Genomic DNA, 16134 nt, shown 5'->3' with positions numbered 1-16134 from the left:
CGAGTCATGGTCCGGGCGTCGAAGGTACCGGGCAACCCGGGTCGGGGAGGCGGGGACTCGGGCCCCGGTTATCTGCGGCTCTCAGCGTTTCGCGTCCGACATGGTGCTTCGGCCGTGGCGTTGGGCGGGGAGTGACAGGGGGGACGGTGCCGGGGTGCGGTCCTCCAGGGGGACCGGTTCCGGGAGGCCCGTCGTTTCGCCGAGGAAGACGCGGCGTACCACCCGCTCGGCCGCCTGGCCGTCGTCGTACGGGCAGAAGCGGGCCCGGAAGGCCGCCCGCAGTTGGGCCGAGCGGGAGCCGCGCCAGTGGTCGGTGGTGAAGATGTCGATCAGGTCGTCCTCGTCGCGGGCCACCGCGCCCGGTGGGAAGGCCCGGATGTCGAAGTAGGTGCCGCGGGCCGCCTCGTACGCGTCCCAGTCGTCGATGTGGATGACGACGGGCCGGTCCAGATTGACGTAGTCGAACATCAGTGACGAGTAGTCGGTGATGAGCGCGTCGGCGGCCAGGCACAGCGACTCGACCCGGTGGTGGCCCGAGACGTCGATGATGCGCGGGTGCGGGGTGTGCGGCAGGGGGGCCTCGTACGTGTGGTGGGCGCGGGTCAGCACCACGAAGCGCGGGCCCAGCGCCTGGGCCAGGCGTTCCAGGTCCAGCGGCACGTACGGGGTGCGCCGGTAGTCGCGCTGTGTGGGGGCGTACAGCACGGCGGTGAAGCCCTCGGGGATGCCCAGCGACTCGCGCAGCCGGGCGACGTCGGACGAAGTGGCCCGCTGGAACACGTCGTTGCGCGGGTAGCCGTATTCGAGCGCCGTGTGGCCGGCCGGGTACGCCTTCTCCCAGACGAGGGTGGAGTGGCGGTTCGCGGAGAGGGAGAAGTCCCACTGGTCGACGCCCGCGAGGAGTTGGTCGAACTCGGTGTGGCGGGCCGCGGCCGGGTGGTCCTGGAGGTCGAGGCCCATGGATTTCAGCGGCGTGCCGTGGTGGGTCTGGAGGAGGATCTGCTGCGGGCGCTTGACCAGACGGCGGTCGAAGTTGACGTTGTTGACGAGGTACTTGTCACGGGCGAGGGCCGTCCAGTAGCCGAAGCTGCCGGGGCGCAGCTTGCGCGTGGCGGTGGGCACGGTGTGGTGGTACTCGGCGCGGCCGATCCACGACGTGCCGATGTGCGGGGCGAGTTCGCGCACCTTCTCCTCGATGGCCGCCGGGTTGCACGCGTACCCCCGGCCGTCGTACGCCGCGAAGACCGCCCTGTTCTCCCGTACGGGCAGGCACCGTTGGAGCCGGTAGTGCAGATGCAGTGCCCCGGCGCGCACGGCCCGGCCGAGGGCCGTGGCGATCTGCCGGGCGCCCAACTGGGCGCGCTGCGCGGTCCACAGGGCGCGGTACGTGCGGTGGGCGCCGAACCGCAGCAGGGTGTGGCGCAGCCGGGCCCGCAGCAGTGGCGCGGAGCCCGGGGTGCGGTGGCGGCGGTGGTGGGCGCGGGCCCGGCGGAAGAACTCGGGGCGGCTGCGGCGCGGCAACCGCCCCCGTACGGCGACGAGTTTGGAGAAGTGGTCGAGCATCCGCCGGAACAGCACCGGCCGCCAGGCGTCCAGGGCCGGGCGGGAGTCGATGAACGCGAAGACCCGGTCGTACTGGTCGAAGATGTCGAAGTGCTTGCGGCTGGTGGTGGACAGGATGTTGCCCTGGCGCCGCTGCCGGTAGTGCACGCAGACCCGGTCGAGCGTGGTGATCGAGTCGGCGGCCATCAGGACCGGGAAGGTCCAGGGCGTGTCCTCGTAGTAGCCCGGCGGGAAGGTGAAGTTCTGGCGGGCGATGTACTCGCGGCTGTACGCCTTGTTCCAGACGACCATCAGCACCCTCAGCAGGTCCGGCCGGTCGGTGAGCCGGAACGAGGCGGGGCCGCTCTCGTCGAGGAGGTCGGAGAGGATGTTCCGGACGACCTCGCCGGACCAGTACGTACGGGCGTAGTCGTAGACCAGGACGTCGGGGCCGTCCGTCTCCTTCAGCCGGTCGGCGATGGTCTGGAGCGCGCCGGGGGTGAGGGTGTCGTCGCCGTCCAGGAAGATCAGATAGTCGCCCGTGGCGTGGGCCATCCCGGCGTTACGGGCGGGGCCGAGGCCCTCGTTCTCCGCGAGGTGGACGGCGACCACGCGCGGGTCGGCGGCGGCGGTCTCGTCGATGATCGCCCCGCAGGCGTCGGGTGATCCGTCGTCCACGGCGATGAGTTGGAAATCCTCGTAGGTCTGGTCGAGCACCGACCGCAGACACTCCTGCAAGTACGCCTGGACCTTGTACGCGGGGACGATGATGCTGAACCGGGCCATGGCTCGGGAACGGCCGATGGAGTGACCGGGTTACGCCAGACGTGGCATACGGGGGACAAATACGCCGGGCGGGCCGGTAGTTGAACCGGCCCGCCCCTTTTGGCGTACTTTCCCGTCGAACGGATGCCCGAAGCGGCCCTACTTGACCGCCCCCGCCATGACCCCCGAGACGAACTGCCGCTGGAACAGGAAGAAGACCGCCAGCGGGATGATCATCGAGAGGAAGGCGCCGGGCGCCAGCACATCGATGTTGTTGCCGAACTGCCGTACCTGCTGCTGGAGTGCGACCGTGATCGGCGGATTCTCGGAGTCCGCGAAGATCAGGGCCACCAGCATGTCGTTCCAGACCCAGAGGAACTGGAAGATGCCGAGCGAGGCGATCGCGGGACCGCCGAGCGGCATCACGACCCGGGTGAACAGCCGGATCTCGCCCGCGCCGTCGAGCCGGGCCGCCTCCAGCAGCTCCCGGGGGATCTCCGCGAAGAAGTTCCTGAGCAGGAAGATCGCGAAGGGCAGCCCGAACGCGACGTGGAACATGACCACGCCGAACGTCGTCTCGAAGATCCCGATCTCACCGAAGAGTTCGGAGACCGGGATCAGCGCGACCTGGACCGGGACCACCAGCAGACCGACGACGAGCATGAACCACCAGTCGCGGCCCGGGAACTCCATCCACGCGAAGGCGTATCCGGCGAGCGAGCCGATCACCACGACCAGCAGGGTCGACGGGACCGTGATCATCACCGTGGACCAGAGCGAGTTGGTGATGATGTCGTTGGCCAGCAGCTCCGAGTAGTTCTCGGTGGTGAGCTGCGCCGGCTTGGTGAAGACCTCCCACCAGCCGCTCGCCGCGATGTCCGACGAGCCGCGCAGCGAGGAGATCAGCAGACCGATGGTCGGCATCATCCAGAACAGGGCGACCAGGATGAGGAAGACCTGGACGACCCCGCCGCCCGCCCTCGCCGCGATACGGGCGGGCAGGGACGGCTTCGGCTTGGCCGCCGTGTCGGCCGGCGCGGGCCGCTTCGCCGGCCGCGCTGTGTCAGTCGTACTCATCGGCGGTTCTCCTTCTGCATCCGGCGAATGTTGAAGAGCATCACCGGGATCACGAGCAGCAGGAGGAATACGGCGATCGCGCTGCCCACACCGACGTTGGCGTCCGTGCCGAACGACGAGCGGTAGAGCTGGAGCGCCAGCACGTTCGCGTCGTCCTGGGACGAGCCCGGCGCGATGATCAGCACCAGGTCGAAGATCTTCAGCACATTGATCATCAGGGTGACCATGACGACGGCCAGGACCGGTGCGAGCAGCGGCACGGTGATCCGGCGGAACACGTTCCACTCGTTCGCGCCGTCGACCCGCGCGGCCTCCAGGAGTTCACGCGGCATGCTCGCGAGACCGGCGCCGATCAGCACCATCGCGAAGCCCGCCCACATCCACAGATAGCTGCCGATGATCGCGGGGGTGACGAGGGACGGGCCGAGCCAGTCCACGCCGTTGTACGGCTCCCTGAAGTTGCTCTCGGGCAGCTGGAGCACGGCTCCGTCGGCCGAGGCCGGCAGGGTGAACGTACCGTCCGACGCCGCGCTCGCCGAGGCGACGACCTTGCCGTCCTTGACCGCCTCGATCTTGAGCCCGCCGAGGCCCAGCTCCTTCGGGTCGACGACATTGGGCTTGCCGCCGCCGCCCTTGGTGAAGTCCAGCCAGGCGGTGCCGGTGATCTCGTCGCCGCCGCTCTCGCCCACCTTGGCCGGTGCGGCGTCGGACGGCATCTTGTCGGCCGGTACGCCGACCAGCGGCAGCAGCACCGGAGTGCCCGCCGAGACCGGCGCCTTGGTGACGAAGGACCCCTTGGCGTCGCCCGCCTTCAGCGGATGCACCGGCAGCGGCCGGGCCTTGGGATAGCCGGCCGATTCGGAGAAGGTGTCGTGCACGCCCACGGCGACGGCGTTGGCGATGCCGCGCTCCGGAGCCTGCTCGTACACCAGCCGGAAGATGATGCCCGAGGCGAGCATCGAGATCGCCATCGGCATGAAGACGATCAGCTTGAACGCCGTTCCCCAGCGCACCCGTTCGGTGAGTACGGCGAAGATCAGACCGAGCGCGGTGGCGACCGTCGGGGCCACCACCACCCAGATCAAGTTGTTCTTGATGGCGGTCCGGATGGTGTCCTCGGTGAATATCTCCACGTAGTTGTCGAAGCCCGCGAAATTGTCGCCGGACTGGTCGAGGAACGACCTGTAGACGGAGAACCCGATCGGGTAGACCACGAGCGCGCCCAGCAGGATCAGCGCGGGCAGCAGGAACGCCACCGCGAGACCCTTACGTGTGCCCGTCACGCTCTTGCGCTTCCCCCCGGTGGGGGACGGGGGCGCCGGCACCGTGGTGCCGGTGCCCCCTGTTGTCGCCGACTTCACCGCGTCAGCTCTTGTATGCCTTGGCGGCGTCCGACTCCAGCTGCTGCTGAGCGCCCTTGACGTCCTTCGGGTTCTTCAGGAAGTCCTGGAGGGCCTTCCACTCGCCCTTGCCGGGCGTACCGCCGAACGACTGCGGCATCTGGTCCGACATGTCGAAGCGGAAGTCGTCACCGGCGTCGATGAGCGCCTTGGCGATGTCACGCTGCACGTCGCTCGGGTACGCCTTGCCGTCCAGGGCCTTGTTCGGCGAGATGAAGCCGCCCAGCTCCGCCTGGATCTGCGCGGCGTCCGTGGACGCCAGGAAGGTCAGCAGCGCCTGCGCGCCCTTGCTGTCCGTGAGCGCCACGGCCGCGTCGCCACCGGTCACCACGGGGGAGTCGGCGCCGACGGCCGGGAACGGGAAGACCTTGGCGTCCGTGCCGACCTTGGCACCGGCCTCGGTGACATTCACACCGGCGAAGTCCGCGGCGAAGACCATGGACGCCTTCGGGACGTCACCGCCGGTGAAGGTCTGGGTGACGGAGGCGGGGAACTCGGTCTGGAGCGCGCCGTCCGCGCCGCCGGCGATCAGGGCGGGCTTGCCCCACAGCTCGGCGAGCGTCGTCAGCGCGGTGGCCACCGACGGGTCCGTCCACTTGATCTCGTGCTTGGCCAGCTGGTCGTACTTCTCCGGACCGGCCTGCGACAGATAGACGTTCTCGAACCAGTCGGTGAGCGTCCAGCCGTCGGCGCCGCCGACGGAGACCGGGGTGACGCCCGACGCCGAGATGGTGTCGGCGGTCGTCAGCAGTTCCTTCCAGGTCTTCGGCTCGGCCGCGCCCGCGTTCTCGAAGGCGGTGTTGTTGTACCAGACCAGCGACTTGTTGGCCGCCTTGTAGTACACGCCGTACTGCTCGCCGTCGACCGCGCCGAGGTCCTGCCAGCCCTTGCCGTAGTTCTTCGCCAGCTGCGCCTTGGCCTCGGGGCCGACCGGCTTGGCCCACTTCTTCTCCACGGCCTGCGTGATCGCGCCGACCTGCGGGAGCATCGCGACATCGGGCGGGCTGCCGCCGGCGATCTTGGTGCCGAGGAAGTTCACGATCGGGTCCTGCGCGGGGACGAACGTGACCGTCGCACCCGTCCGCTTCTCGAACTCGTCCAGGACCTTGGTGAAGTTGGCCTGCTCGGGGCCGGTCCACACCGCGGCGACCTGGATCTTCTCGCCGTCCAATTTGGGCAGTTCGACCGTGCTCGCGGGCTTCTTGCTCTCGCTCCCACCGTCCGACTTGTCCTCGGAGTCGCCACCACAGCCGGTGAGCACCACGGCGCCGACGACCACGGCCGCCACCGCCGCTCTGTGTGATCCCCGTGCCGCTGAACGTGCTCCTGCTCCAAATGCCTTGCGGCCATTAAGAGTTGTACGCATGACTGCCCCGTCTCTCCATCGAGCGTGCGGATCTTGACGCATGATTACGCATGCGGACCGGCGCCCCGAGCGAGCTGACGACGCCGTCCTTGTCCCGTGCGGTAAGTCCTACGCGCAGTGACCGTAGGCCGCAATACTGTCCTGGGCTTCAAATCGAAGATCGTGATGGGCTCGTGACGTCGTTTACGGACGTAGGGGTAATTTCAGAGATGTGAAGGCATGGTGACCTGCCGAGGTCTGGACCAATACCGGCCGCCACCGCAGGATGTCCGCTTTCGGCCACCGGCGGCGACGGGGTGGCCGCCGGGTCGGCGCCCCGCCGACGGTTACCGTCAGACACGACCCAGGGGTCCCACCGGCATCGCGGACACCGAACGGGCCGCCCGTTCCAGGGCACTTGCCAGCAGGGCCAGATCCGTCGGCCCGTTGCCCAGCTCGCGCACCGGCCGACGGGCCGGCGGATCACCCATGCGCTCCCACTCCAGCGGGACGACCGTGGGTCGCTGTGTCGCCGTACGCGGAATACGGCCGGTCACCCGGCCGCCCTGGAACGGCGTCACCCGGCCGTCCGGATGCCCGAGCCTGCCGCGGCCCGGCAGCGGATCGTCCGGGGCGGGCGCGGCCGGCGGTGTGTCCAGCACCACCCGCAGCCGGGTCCGGGACGCCAGCTCCGTCTCCGACGTCCGCTCCGGGCGGGCGGACGTGGCGACCAGATGGACCCCGAGGCGCTCGCCGTCGCGGGCGACGGCCTCCAGGGCCCGGACGACCGAACCGGCCGCCGGGCGGCCCGGACTGCCCAGCGCGGGCGCGACCAGGGCGTCGTAGTCGTCGACGAGGACGATGAGCCGGGGGAGTACGGGGCCGGGGCCGGGCTCGCCGCGCGTACGGGAGGCGGTCTGGCGCAGCCGGACGGTGCTGCCGCCCAGGGTGCCGCCCGAGCCTGCGCCCGTACCGCCCGAGCCGCCCGAGCCGGCCGAGCCCGTCGCACCGCCCGTACCGCCGCGCGCGCCCGCGCTCGCGCCGCTCGTACCACCGGTGGGCGACTGGCCGGGCATCCCCGCGCCCTGCGTGCCCCGCTGCTCGGCCGGGCTCGGGGCGCGCTGGCCCACCATCCGCTCCGCGACCTCACGTCTGTTGTGCCACTCGGCGAAGTCCAGCCGCCCCAGCACCTCCGCGCGCCGCTTCAGCTCGGCGCCCAGCGCCTGCGCGAACTCCCGCATCAGGATCGGGTCCGAGGCCACCAGATGCTCGGTCACATGCGGCAGCTCCGTACAGGCCGCCAGCCCCTCGCCGCGCTCACCACCCGCGCCGTCCACCAGGAGCAGCCCCAGCCTGTCCGGGCGGCAGCCGGCGGCGAGAGAGGCCGCGACCGCGCGCAGCAGCTCGGAGCGGCCACTGCCCGCCGGCCCCTCGATCAGCAGATGCGGGCCCTCCTCCACCAGATCCACCGTCACCGGGCCGTGCGGCCCCGTGCCGAGCACCGTCGTACCGCCCGCCGCCGACGCCCAGCGCGCCATCAGCGACGCGGGAGTCGCCCGCGCCAGCCCCAACTCGTCCAGCAGCCGCGCCGACCGGGGCAGCGCCGCCGCCTGCCTGCTCCGGCCCGAGGCCGCCGCGCTGCCCGCCTCCGTACGAAGGGGAGCCAGCGCCCGGCCGAAACGGTCGGCCCACGCCACGGACACCGCGTCCACCGTCGCGACCGTGCCGTGCCCGGCGGGCTGCCCCACCGTCGTACGCAACAGCCGCAGCGCCGTGGCCACATCACCGCTCAGCAGGGCCACCGCCCCGCACTCACGGAAGGCCACCGAAGCGGCGCACGCCGTCTCGTACGTCGCGGCGACCGGGGAGAGGGGCGACGCCGCCGGGGTCTCGGCGAGACAGATCACATGGACACCGGCCACCGAACCGGCGCCCGCCAGCCGCGCGGCGGTCTCGCGCAGCGCGGCGGAGCCGGGATCGCCGTCCACGACCACCACGGTGGCCGACCCCTCGTACCGCCCGGCGGCCTCCGCGACGGACCTGGCGCCCGCCGACGCCCACCCCGTGCCGAGCGGCCCGTCGTCCAGCCGGCGCGTCAGCTCGCCCAGCCGCGCGGCGGCCTGGTCCCGGTCGTAGGCCAGCAGCAGCCGGCAGTCCTGGCCATGGGCCGGCCGCACGTGCGGCAGCCAGCCGAGCCAGCCCCAGTCGCGCCTGCGCTGCTCCACGCTTCTGTTCCGGTCGGCGCTGACCAGCACGATCTCCAGATCGGCGGGGGAGTGCAGCGCGGCGAGCTGCGCCACGGCCGACCTGGCGATACCCGTCAACCGCTCCCTGGGACCCGCCAGACCGAGTGAACCGGCCTCCCGCAGGCTGACGGTCACGGGGACCGGGGGCAGCGGGCCGGTGCCGTCGGGCGCCGGGCGCTCCGTCGTGCCGAGACGCACGACGAGCGACTCCGGATGGCCGGGGCCGCGCTCCCAGAGCCGGGGGCCGGGGCCGAGCGCCGTCATCAGTACGGAGGCGGGATCCGGCCAGGTGTCGTCCAGGGGCGCGCGCCCCCGGGGCCGCGCGGCGGTCGCCGGGGCGCCCTCGTCGCCGTCGGGGAACTCCTCGTCGCGACCGCCGGCCAGCCGCCGGGCCCACGCCCCTATGCCGCCGCGCCGCCTGCCGGGGCTCTCGGGCAGCTCCGTGCCGCGCATGGGTGTGCCCTGGCGGCGGGAGCCCGGCGTACGGCTGTGTCCCTGGGGGCCGTCGTCGGTCCCGTCGTGCGTCTCGTCGCTGTCGGCCCGGTCGTGCGCGGGCCGCCCGGCGCCGGGCACCGGCGCGTACAGCGCGTCGCCGTACCGGGTGTCCGCGTCCGAGCGGGGGGTGCGCGGATCGGGCACGCGCGGCGTGACGGCCGGGCCGCCCTGGCCGCCATGCCCCTGACCGCCCTGACCGCCCTGACCGCCCTGTGTGTACGCGTGGACCGTCCGCCCGCCCGGGGTGCCCGATCCGTACGACGCGGCCTCCTGGCCCGATCGCGGGCCGCCGTACGTCCCCGCCGCCGCGCCGGAGCCCGTACGCGCGCCTCCCGCGCCGTCGCTCCCGCCGTCCTTGCCACCGGCCGCGCCGTCCCCGCGTGCGATCCGCAGATGGCCCTCGCCGTCCGGCGCGGTCGCCAGGGCCGGCATCCGGCCGCCCGAGGTCAGCCGCACCGCGGACTCGCCCAGCCGCAGCAGGGCGCCGGCCGGGAGCGGCACCGGCCGGGCACCGACCCGTACGCCTTCGAGGGTGGTGCCGTTCGTGGAATGCAGGTCCGCGACCGAGACATGGCCGTCATCGGCCACCGTCACCGAGCAGTGCAGCCGTGAGACGTCCGGGTCGTCGAGCGGTACGTCGGCGTCCGCCGAGCGGCCGATCCTGACCTGGCCGCCGTGCAGCAGATGCACCCCGCCCGCGTCCGGGCCCGCGACCACATGGAGCTGGGCGGGGACGTCGTCGGTCGGCGCGTCGTCCTCGCCGGGGACGTGCAGGGACAGCACGGCGCCGTCCACCAGCGGTGGCTCGCCCAGGGTGCGGCGCTGCGCGTCCAGCCGCTCCCGCCCCGCGTACAGCACGACGGCGCCCGAGACGTCGGGGCCGGCGACGGCCGTGGCCAGACCGGAGGCGACGGCCGCGAGGGCCGTCCCCGCCGGGGCGGTCACGAGCACGTCGCACGCGCGCCCCGCGGGATGGCCGCTGCGCGGCGCGAGGACGGTCAGCCGGATCTGCATCGCCGTCAGCGGTCCCTTCTGCGCGGGGTGCCCGGCAGGGGTGCTGCCCTGTGTGAATCCCCCCACCCGGCACCGACACATCGTCCGGTACAGGTCGGCACGGACGGTGAGCGAACGACCCCACACATCGAGTGCTGCATGGCATCTTCGCACCTGCCACCGACAACACGCCCACGAACCAGGGGGAAGTGATCTTGAATGGTCGGCTGTGCGTGCAAAAGTGCATGGTTGAGAACGGGTTGGGATCATCCGTGGCCCCTGCGGGTACGCGTACAGGGCAACCATCCGCAGGACGCTCGCGTCCTGTTCTCGAACACGACCGCGACGACAACCCGCGCGGGACCTCTAAAGTGGGTCGGACACCCGGGCGGGCCCGGGGCCATGCAAGGACCACCAGCAGCAGGGAGAGCGTGACGTGCGGCCGGTAGGCAGCAAGTACCTCCTGGAGGAGCCCATCGGGCGCGGCGCCACGGGCACCGTCTGGCGCGCCCGGCAGCGGGAGACCGCCGGAGCCGAGGCCGCCGTGGCCGGGCAGCCCGGTGAGACCGTCGCGATCAAGGTCCTCAAGGAGGAGCTGGCGAACGACGCGGACGTGGTGATGCGCTTCCTGCGCGAGCGCTCCGTCCTGCTCCGGCTCACCCACCCCAACATCGTGCGGACCCGTGACCTGGTCGTCGAGGGTGACCTCCTGGCCCTCGTCATGGATCTGGTCGAGGGCCCCGACCTGCACCACTACCTGCGCCAGAACGGCCCCTTCAGCCCGATCGCGGCCTCGCTGCTCACGGCCCAGATCGCGGACGCGCTGGCCGCCAGCCACGCCGACGGCGTCGTACACCGTGACCTGAAGCCCGCCAACGTCCTCCTGAAGGACGACGGCGACCAGCTGCACCCGATGCTCACCGACTTCGGTATCGCCCGGCTCGCCGACTCCCCGGGACTGACGCGGACGCACGAGTTCGTCGGCACGCCCGCGTACGTCGCGCCGGAGTCCGCCGAGGGCCGCCCGCAGACCTCCGCCGTGGACGTCTACGGCGCGGGCATCCTGCTGTACGAGCTGGTCACCGGCCGTCCGCCGTTCGCGGGCGGTACGGCCCTGGAAGTGCTCCACCGCCACCTCAGCGAGGAGCCCCGCCGGCCGTCCAACGTCCCCGAACCGCTGTGGACGGTGATAGAGCGCTGCCTCCGTAAGGAGCCGGACGAGCGGCCCAGCGCCGTCAATCTCGCCCGGGGCCTGCGCACCGTCGCCTCCGGTGTCGGCGCGCAGGCGAACTCCGCCCAGATCAACGCCGCGATGGGCGTGGGCGCCCTGCTGGCGCCCGACCCGTCGCCCACCACCGTGCCCGGTGAGCCCGGCGCCGCCGACCCGACGCAGGTCCTGCCGAGCAACGCGGGATCGTACGACCCGGCCGCCGCCACCAGCGTCCTGCCGACGAACGCGCCGAACGCGCCGGGCTCGGCCGACCCGACGTCGGTCATGCCGGTCGGCGCGGGCGGTCCCGGTGGCCCCGGCGGTCCCGGCGGCCCCGGTCCCGAGGACCCGCACCCCTGGCAGAACCAGCTCAGGGCCGCGCGCGACCGCAACGAGCAGACCCAGGTCCAGTACCTGGACCCGAGCCAGGACCCGCTCAGGCGCCGGCCCCAGCGGCCCCAGGGCCAGCAGCCCCCGCCGTCCCAGCGCCGGCAACAGCGGGCCCCGCAGCAGCAGCCGTACCCGCCGCAGTCCCACCAGCCTCATCAGCCCCAGCAGCAGCGCTACTCACCACCCCCGCAGCAGCAACAGCAGCGGTACGCGCCCCCGCAGCAGCCCGCGCCCCAGCCGCCTCAGCCGCCCGCACCGCGCCAGCCCCGGCAGCGCAGCGCCAACCCGATGCGGATCCCCGGCCTCGGATGCCTCAAGGGGTGCCTGTTCACGATCATCCTGCTCGTCGTGGCCAGCTGGCTGATCTGGGAGCTGACCCCGCTCCAGGACTGGATCGGCCAGGGCAAGAGCTACTGGCAGGCGATCAAGGACTCGTACAACACGGTCTCGGACTGGGTCTCCGAGTTCGGTGGTTCGGACTCCGGAACCACCCCCTGATCCTGCCGAACACCGGCGCCGGCGGGGTCCCCCACCGGCGCCCGGCACGGATCGGTCGCTTCTGTCGCTTTGTCGATTCCCGCGGGATCAATTCCCCCGTAGAAGTGAACGTTGCCGCGGTACCGGGCACTCAACACCCCGATACCCGCGTACTTTGATGGGCAAAGCCAGCCGCTGAGGGAGCAGTCTTGGCACGGAATATCGGCAGCCGGTACACCGCCCATCAGATCCTGGGGCGGGGCAGCGCCGGCACGGTGTGGCTCGGCGAGGGACCCGAAGGGCCCGTCGCCATCAAGCTGTTGCGCGAAGACCTCGCCTCCGACCAGGAGCTGGTCGGGCGCTTCGTCCAGGAGCGCACCGCGCTGCTCGGACTCGACCACCCGCGCGTGGTGGCCGTCCGCGACCTCGTCGTGGACGGCAACGACCTGGCCCTCGTCATGGAGCTGGTGCGGGGCACCGACCTGCGCACCCGTCTCGACCGCGAACGCCGGCTCGCCCCCGAGGCCGCGGTCGCCGTCGTCGCCGATGTCGCCGACGGCCTCGCCGCCGCGCACGCCGCCGGAGTCGTCCACCGCGACGTCAAGCCGGAGAACATCCTGCTCGACATGGAGGGCCCCATCGGCCCCGGCGGCTCGCACCCCGCGCTGCTCACCGACTTCGGCATCGCCAAGCTGATCGACACCCCCCGCCGTACGAAGGCGACCAGGATCATCGGCACCCCCGACTATCTGGCGCCCGAGATCGTCGAGGGCCTGCCACCGCGCGCCGCCGTCGACATCTACGCACTCGCGACGGTCCTGTACGAGCTGCTCGCCGGCTTCACGCCCTTCGGCGGCGGCCACCCCGGCGCCGTCCTGCGCCGCCATGTCACCGAGACCGTCGTACCGCTGCCCGGCATCCCCGACGAGCTGTGGCAGCTCCTCGTCCAGTGCCTGGCCAAGGCCCCGGCCTCCCGGCTGCGCGCCTCCGAGCTGGCGGCCCGGCTCCGCGAGCAGCTTCCGCAGCTCGCCGGCATCCCCTCCCTGGAGGTGGACGAGCCGGACGCCGAGCCGACCGAGGAGGAACGGTCCTACCAGGACGCCGACGAACAGCGGCCGGCGCCGGCCGAGCAGCCGCGCCGCCGGGGCGCCGTACCGCTCGTCCCCGGAGCGGCCCCCGACTCCAACCGCGACACCCACACGAGCATGCGCGTCCCGGGCCCCGACGAGCTGGCGGGCGGTGCGCGCGGTACGGCCAGGGCCCCGCGCGCGGCCGGCCAGCGCAGGCCCGGATCGGCCCGGCACAAGGCGGAGGCGGTACGCAAACGCCGTATCACGCTGGGTGTGACGGCCGCCCTGCTGATCGCCGTCCTCGGCGTCGGCGGCTGGCTGGCGACGAGCAGCGACGGCGCGGAGCCCACCCCCGGCGACAGCACCAGGTCGGCGGCGCCCGTCCCGTAGCCGCCCGTGGGCCCTCGCGGCCGGTGCCGGCCGGGCCTCGTGGGGCGGCGGCGGGAGCGGCGGCGGGGTTTCACCGGTCAGCCGTTAGGCTGGGTCCGTGGCAGTCGTCGATGTATCCGAAGAGCTGAAGTCCCTTTCCTCGACCATGGGGTCGATCGAGGCCGTCCTTGACCTCGACAAGATGAGGGCGGAGATCGCCGTCCTGGAGGACCAGGCGGCGGCGCCGTCCCTCTGGGACGACCCGGAGGCGGCGCAGAAGATCACCAGCAAGCTGTCGCACCTCCAGGCCGAGCTGCGCAAGACCGAGGCGCTCCGGGGCCGGATCGACGACGTCGAGGTGATGTTCGAGCTGGCCGAGAGCGAGGACGACGCCGACGCCCGGCACGAGGCCGAGGCCGAACTCGTCGCGGTGAAGAAGGCGCTCGACGAGATGGAGGTCCGCACCCTCCTGTCCGGCGAGTACGACGAGCGGCAGGCCCTCGTCAACATCCGGGCCGAGGCCGGCGGCGTCGACGCGGCGGACTTCGCCGAGCAGCTCCAGCGCATGTACATCCGCTGGGCGGAGCGGCACAACTACCCGACCGAGGTCTACGAGACGTCGTACGCGGAAGAGGCCGGCATCAAGTCGACCACCTTCGTCGTGAAGGCGCCGTACGCCTACGGCACCCTCTCCGTCGAGCAGGGCACCCACCGGCTGGTCCGTATCTCGCCGTTCGACAACCAGGGGCGCCGTCAGACCTCCTTCGCGGGCGTCGAGGTGCTTCCCGTCGTCGAGTCCAGCGACCACGTCGAGATCGACGAGACCGAGCTGCGCGTGGACGTCTACCGCGCGTCGGGTCCCGGCGGTCAGGGCGTCAACACCACGGACTCCGCGGTCCGCATCACGCACATCCCCACCGGCATCGTGGTCTCGTGCCAGAACGAGCGCTCGCAGATCCAGAACAAGGCCAGCGCCATGAACGTCCTTCAGGCGAAGCTGCTCGAACGCCGCCGTCAGGAGGAGCAGGCCAAGATGGACGCCCTCAAGGGCGACGGCGGCAACTCGTGGGGCAACCAGATGCGTTCGTACGTCCTGCACCCGTACCAGATGGTCAAGGACCTCCGTACGGAGTTCGAGGTGGGCAATCCCCAGGGCGTGCTCGACGGCGAGATCGACGGCTTCCTGGAAGCCGGAATTCGCTGGCGCAAGCAGCAGGAACGCTAAGCACTTCCCGGCGGCTACGTCCCTTGTCAGAGGCCAACTCGGCCTGTTGGCAAGGGACTCGCTTTGTCGACAAAGGAACTGCCGTTCAGGAGGCGGTAGTTCCCGTTTGTGTCACAGTTGCCCCGCGCCCGGCGGACAACTGGCTTTAATCCGGGCATCGCACGCGCAACGACCTTGACGCTTATGCAAAAACTCGGAAAGGTGACGCGCGGCATGCGTATTTCTGGGGCGTGTGTGATCGGGGGACCTGTACACGCGGTCTTCCAACCGGCCGGCCCCGGACGCTGCACCACTCACGATTAGCTACTGGGGGTAGCAAGCACATGACCAAGAAGACGCGGATCCGCGTAGCGCGGATAGCCGCCGGCGCCGTGATCGCCGCCGGTGCTTCGCTGACCGCCGCGGGCGCCGCTTCGGCCGTCGGCATCGATGTCAATGTCGGTGGCCTCAGCGCCAACGCGGACGTCAACGAGGACGGCCTGGACGTCGGTCTCGGCCTCGGGGACACGGATGGCGGCGCCGACGGCGGGGGCGACCCCGGCGGTGTTGACGGTGGAGCCGACATCGGTGGGGGCGACCCGGGCGGTGTCGACGGCGGAGCCGATGGTGGTGTCGACGGCGGAGCCGATGGTGGTGTCGACGGCGGTGCCGATGGTGGCGCTGACGGCGGTGCTGACGGTGGAGCCGATGGTGGCGCTGACGGCGGTGCCGATGGCGGTGCTGACGGCGGTGTCGACGGTGGAGCCGATGGTGGCGCTGACGGCGGTGCCGACGGCGGTGCCGATGGCGGCGCTGACGGTGGTGCCGATGGCGGTGCTGACGGCGGTGCTGACGGTGGAGCCGATGGCGGTGCCGATGGTGGCGCCGATGGCGGTGCTGACGGTGGCGCCGATGGCGGTGCTGACGGTGGCGCCGACGGCGGTGCTGACGGCGGTGCCGACGGCGGTGCCGATGGTGGCGCTGACGGCGGAGCCGCTGAAGGCCAGAGCGGTGGCACCGACGAGGGTCAGACCGCAGGTGGCGCCGGCAGCAGCACCGGCGGCACGGACACCGACAACGCCGGTTCGCAGCCGGTCGAGCAGGGCGAGGCCAAGGAGGAGCTGGCGGAGACCGGCGCCGCCGAGACCACGTTCCTGATCATCGGTGCCGCGACCATGATCGCCGGCGGTATCGGCTTCCGGATGCTCCCGCGTCTGGTCGGCAGCCGCGCCACGGCCGCCTGAGCCATCCCGTACGTACGGAAGGGCCCGGACACCCACTCGGTGTCCGGGCCCTTCCTTGTGCTCGGGGACGGCTCAGGCCGTCTGATGCCCCACCGCCACCAGCGCCACCGCCGCTATCAGCACCACCAGCAGGGTCAGCAGCGCCACCGGGCTCAGACCGCCGAAGGGGCCCTCCTGCTCCAGCCGCTGCCTGTTCGCACGGCACACATGGCACCGGCCCTCGCTGACGGGTCCCGCGCAGTTGGCGCACACCAGCCGATCAAAGGTCATGCGCTCTCCTCCTCCCGCGCCGCGGAGCCGCGGTCAC

At 71.9% G+C, this 16134-nt stretch carries 10 protein-coding genes; 3 read left to right on the top strand and 7 right to left on the bottom strand.

Annotation, left to right across the window (positions count from 1 at the left end):
- Positions 1 to 81 precede the first annotated feature (81 nt).
- The 5 genes from ACFYNU_RS02465 to ACFYNU_RS02445 all read right to left on the bottom strand — a co-directional run bounded on the left by ACFYNU_RS02465 (position 82) and on the right by ACFYNU_RS02445 (position 9884).
- Positions 82 to 2328: a bifunctional glycosyltransferase family 2 protein/CDP-glycerol:glycerophosphate glycerophosphotransferase gene (locus ACFYNU_RS02465; RefSeq protein WP_356595113.1), complete on the bottom strand. Its 2247-nt coding sequence runs from the start codon at positions 2326 to 2328 to the stop codon at positions 82 to 84.
- Positions 2329 to 2466: 138 nt separating this feature from the next.
- Entirely contained in the window at positions 2467 to 3384 is a 918-nt protein-coding gene (locus tag ACFYNU_RS02460; protein ID WP_356595111.1) for a carbohydrate ABC transporter permease, read from the bottom strand.
- Entirely contained in the window at positions 3381 to 4745 is a 1365-nt protein-coding gene (locus ACFYNU_RS02455; RefSeq protein ID WP_388764843.1) for a carbohydrate ABC transporter permease, read from the bottom strand. Before ACFYNU_RS02455 ends, ACFYNU_RS02460 begins: the two co-directional genes overlap by 4 nt.
- 4 nt (positions 4746 to 4749) lie before the next feature.
- Complete coding sequence (locus tag ACFYNU_RS02450; RefSeq protein WP_388764840.1) at positions 4750 to 6150, bottom strand: ABC transporter substrate-binding protein; 1401 nt, start codon at positions 6148 to 6150, stop codon at positions 4750 to 4752.
- 332 nt (positions 6151 to 6482) lie between these two features.
- Positions 6483 to 9884 carry an FHA domain-containing protein gene (locus tag ACFYNU_RS02445; protein ID WP_356595172.1) on the bottom strand — a complete coding sequence of 1134 codons (3402 nt, stop codon included), beginning with the start codon at positions 9882 to 9884 and terminating at the stop codon, positions 6483 to 6485.
- A 415-nt stretch (positions 9885 to 10299) separates the two neighbouring features.
- Between ACFYNU_RS02445 and ACFYNU_RS02440 the strand changes: the two genes are divergently transcribed.
- The 3 genes from ACFYNU_RS02440 (at position 10300) to prfB (ending at position 14604) form a co-directional block, all read left to right on the top strand.
- Positions 10300 to 11961, top strand: coding sequence for a protein kinase (locus tag ACFYNU_RS02440; protein WP_356595107.1), 1662 nt, complete (start codon positions 10300 to 10302; stop codon positions 11959 to 11961).
- Between the two features lie 188 nt (positions 11962 to 12149).
- A complete protein-coding gene (locus tag ACFYNU_RS02435; protein ID WP_356595105.1) occupies positions 12150 to 13400 on the top strand; it encodes a protein kinase in 1251 nt (416 codons plus the stop codon).
- A 97-nt stretch (positions 13401 to 13497) separates the two neighbouring features.
- Positions 13498 to 14604: a peptide chain release factor 2 gene (gene prfB / locus ACFYNU_RS02430; protein WP_356595103.1), complete on the top strand. Its 1107-nt coding sequence runs from the start codon at positions 13498 to 13500 to the stop codon at positions 14602 to 14604.
- Positions 14605 to 14903: 299 nt separating this feature from the next.
- Here prfB and ACFYNU_RS02425 read toward each other — a convergent pair whose 3' ends face one another.
- Both ACFYNU_RS02425 and ACFYNU_RS02420 read right to left on the bottom strand, forming a co-directional pair.
- Complete coding sequence (locus ACFYNU_RS02425) at positions 14904 to 15863, bottom strand: hypothetical protein (RefSeq protein ID WP_356595101.1); 960 nt, start codon at positions 15861 to 15863, stop codon at positions 14904 to 14906.
- A gap of 36 nt (positions 15864 to 15899) precedes the next feature.
- Positions 15900 to 16097 (bottom strand): hypothetical protein, encoded by a 198-nt coding sequence (locus ACFYNU_RS02420; protein WP_023541382.1) that lies wholly within the window; start codon positions 16095 to 16097, stop codon positions 15900 to 15902.
- Positions 16098 to 16134: the final 37 nt, after the last annotated feature.

It is taken from the genome of Streptomyces sp. NPDC006643 (assembly GCF_042870175.1).
Classification (GTDB): domain Bacteria; phylum Actinomycetota; class Actinomycetes; order Streptomycetales; family Streptomycetaceae; genus Streptomyces.
This window is presented reverse-complemented; position numbering and strand designations above follow the sequence as displayed.

Coding starts and splice junctions, on each gene's coding strand:
- ACFYNU_RS02445 (WP_356595172.1), bottom strand. CDS start 9,884: ATGCAGATCCGGCTGACCGTCCTCGCGCCGCGCAGCGGCCATCCCGCG.
- ACFYNU_RS02450 (WP_388764840.1), bottom strand. CDS start 6,150: ATGCGTACAACTCTTAATGGCCGCAAGGCATTTGGAGCAGGAGCACGT.
- ACFYNU_RS02420 (WP_023541382.1), bottom strand. CDS start 16,097: ATGACCTTTGATCGGCTGGTGTGCGCCAACTGCGCGGGACCCGTCAGC.
- ACFYNU_RS02460 (WP_356595111.1), bottom strand. CDS start 3,384: ATGAGTACGACTGACACAGCGCGGCCGGCGAAGCGGCCCGCGCCGGCC.
- ACFYNU_RS02465 (WP_356595113.1), bottom strand. CDS start 2,328: ATGGCCCGGTTCAGCATCATCGTCCCCGCGTACAAGGTCCAGGCGTAC.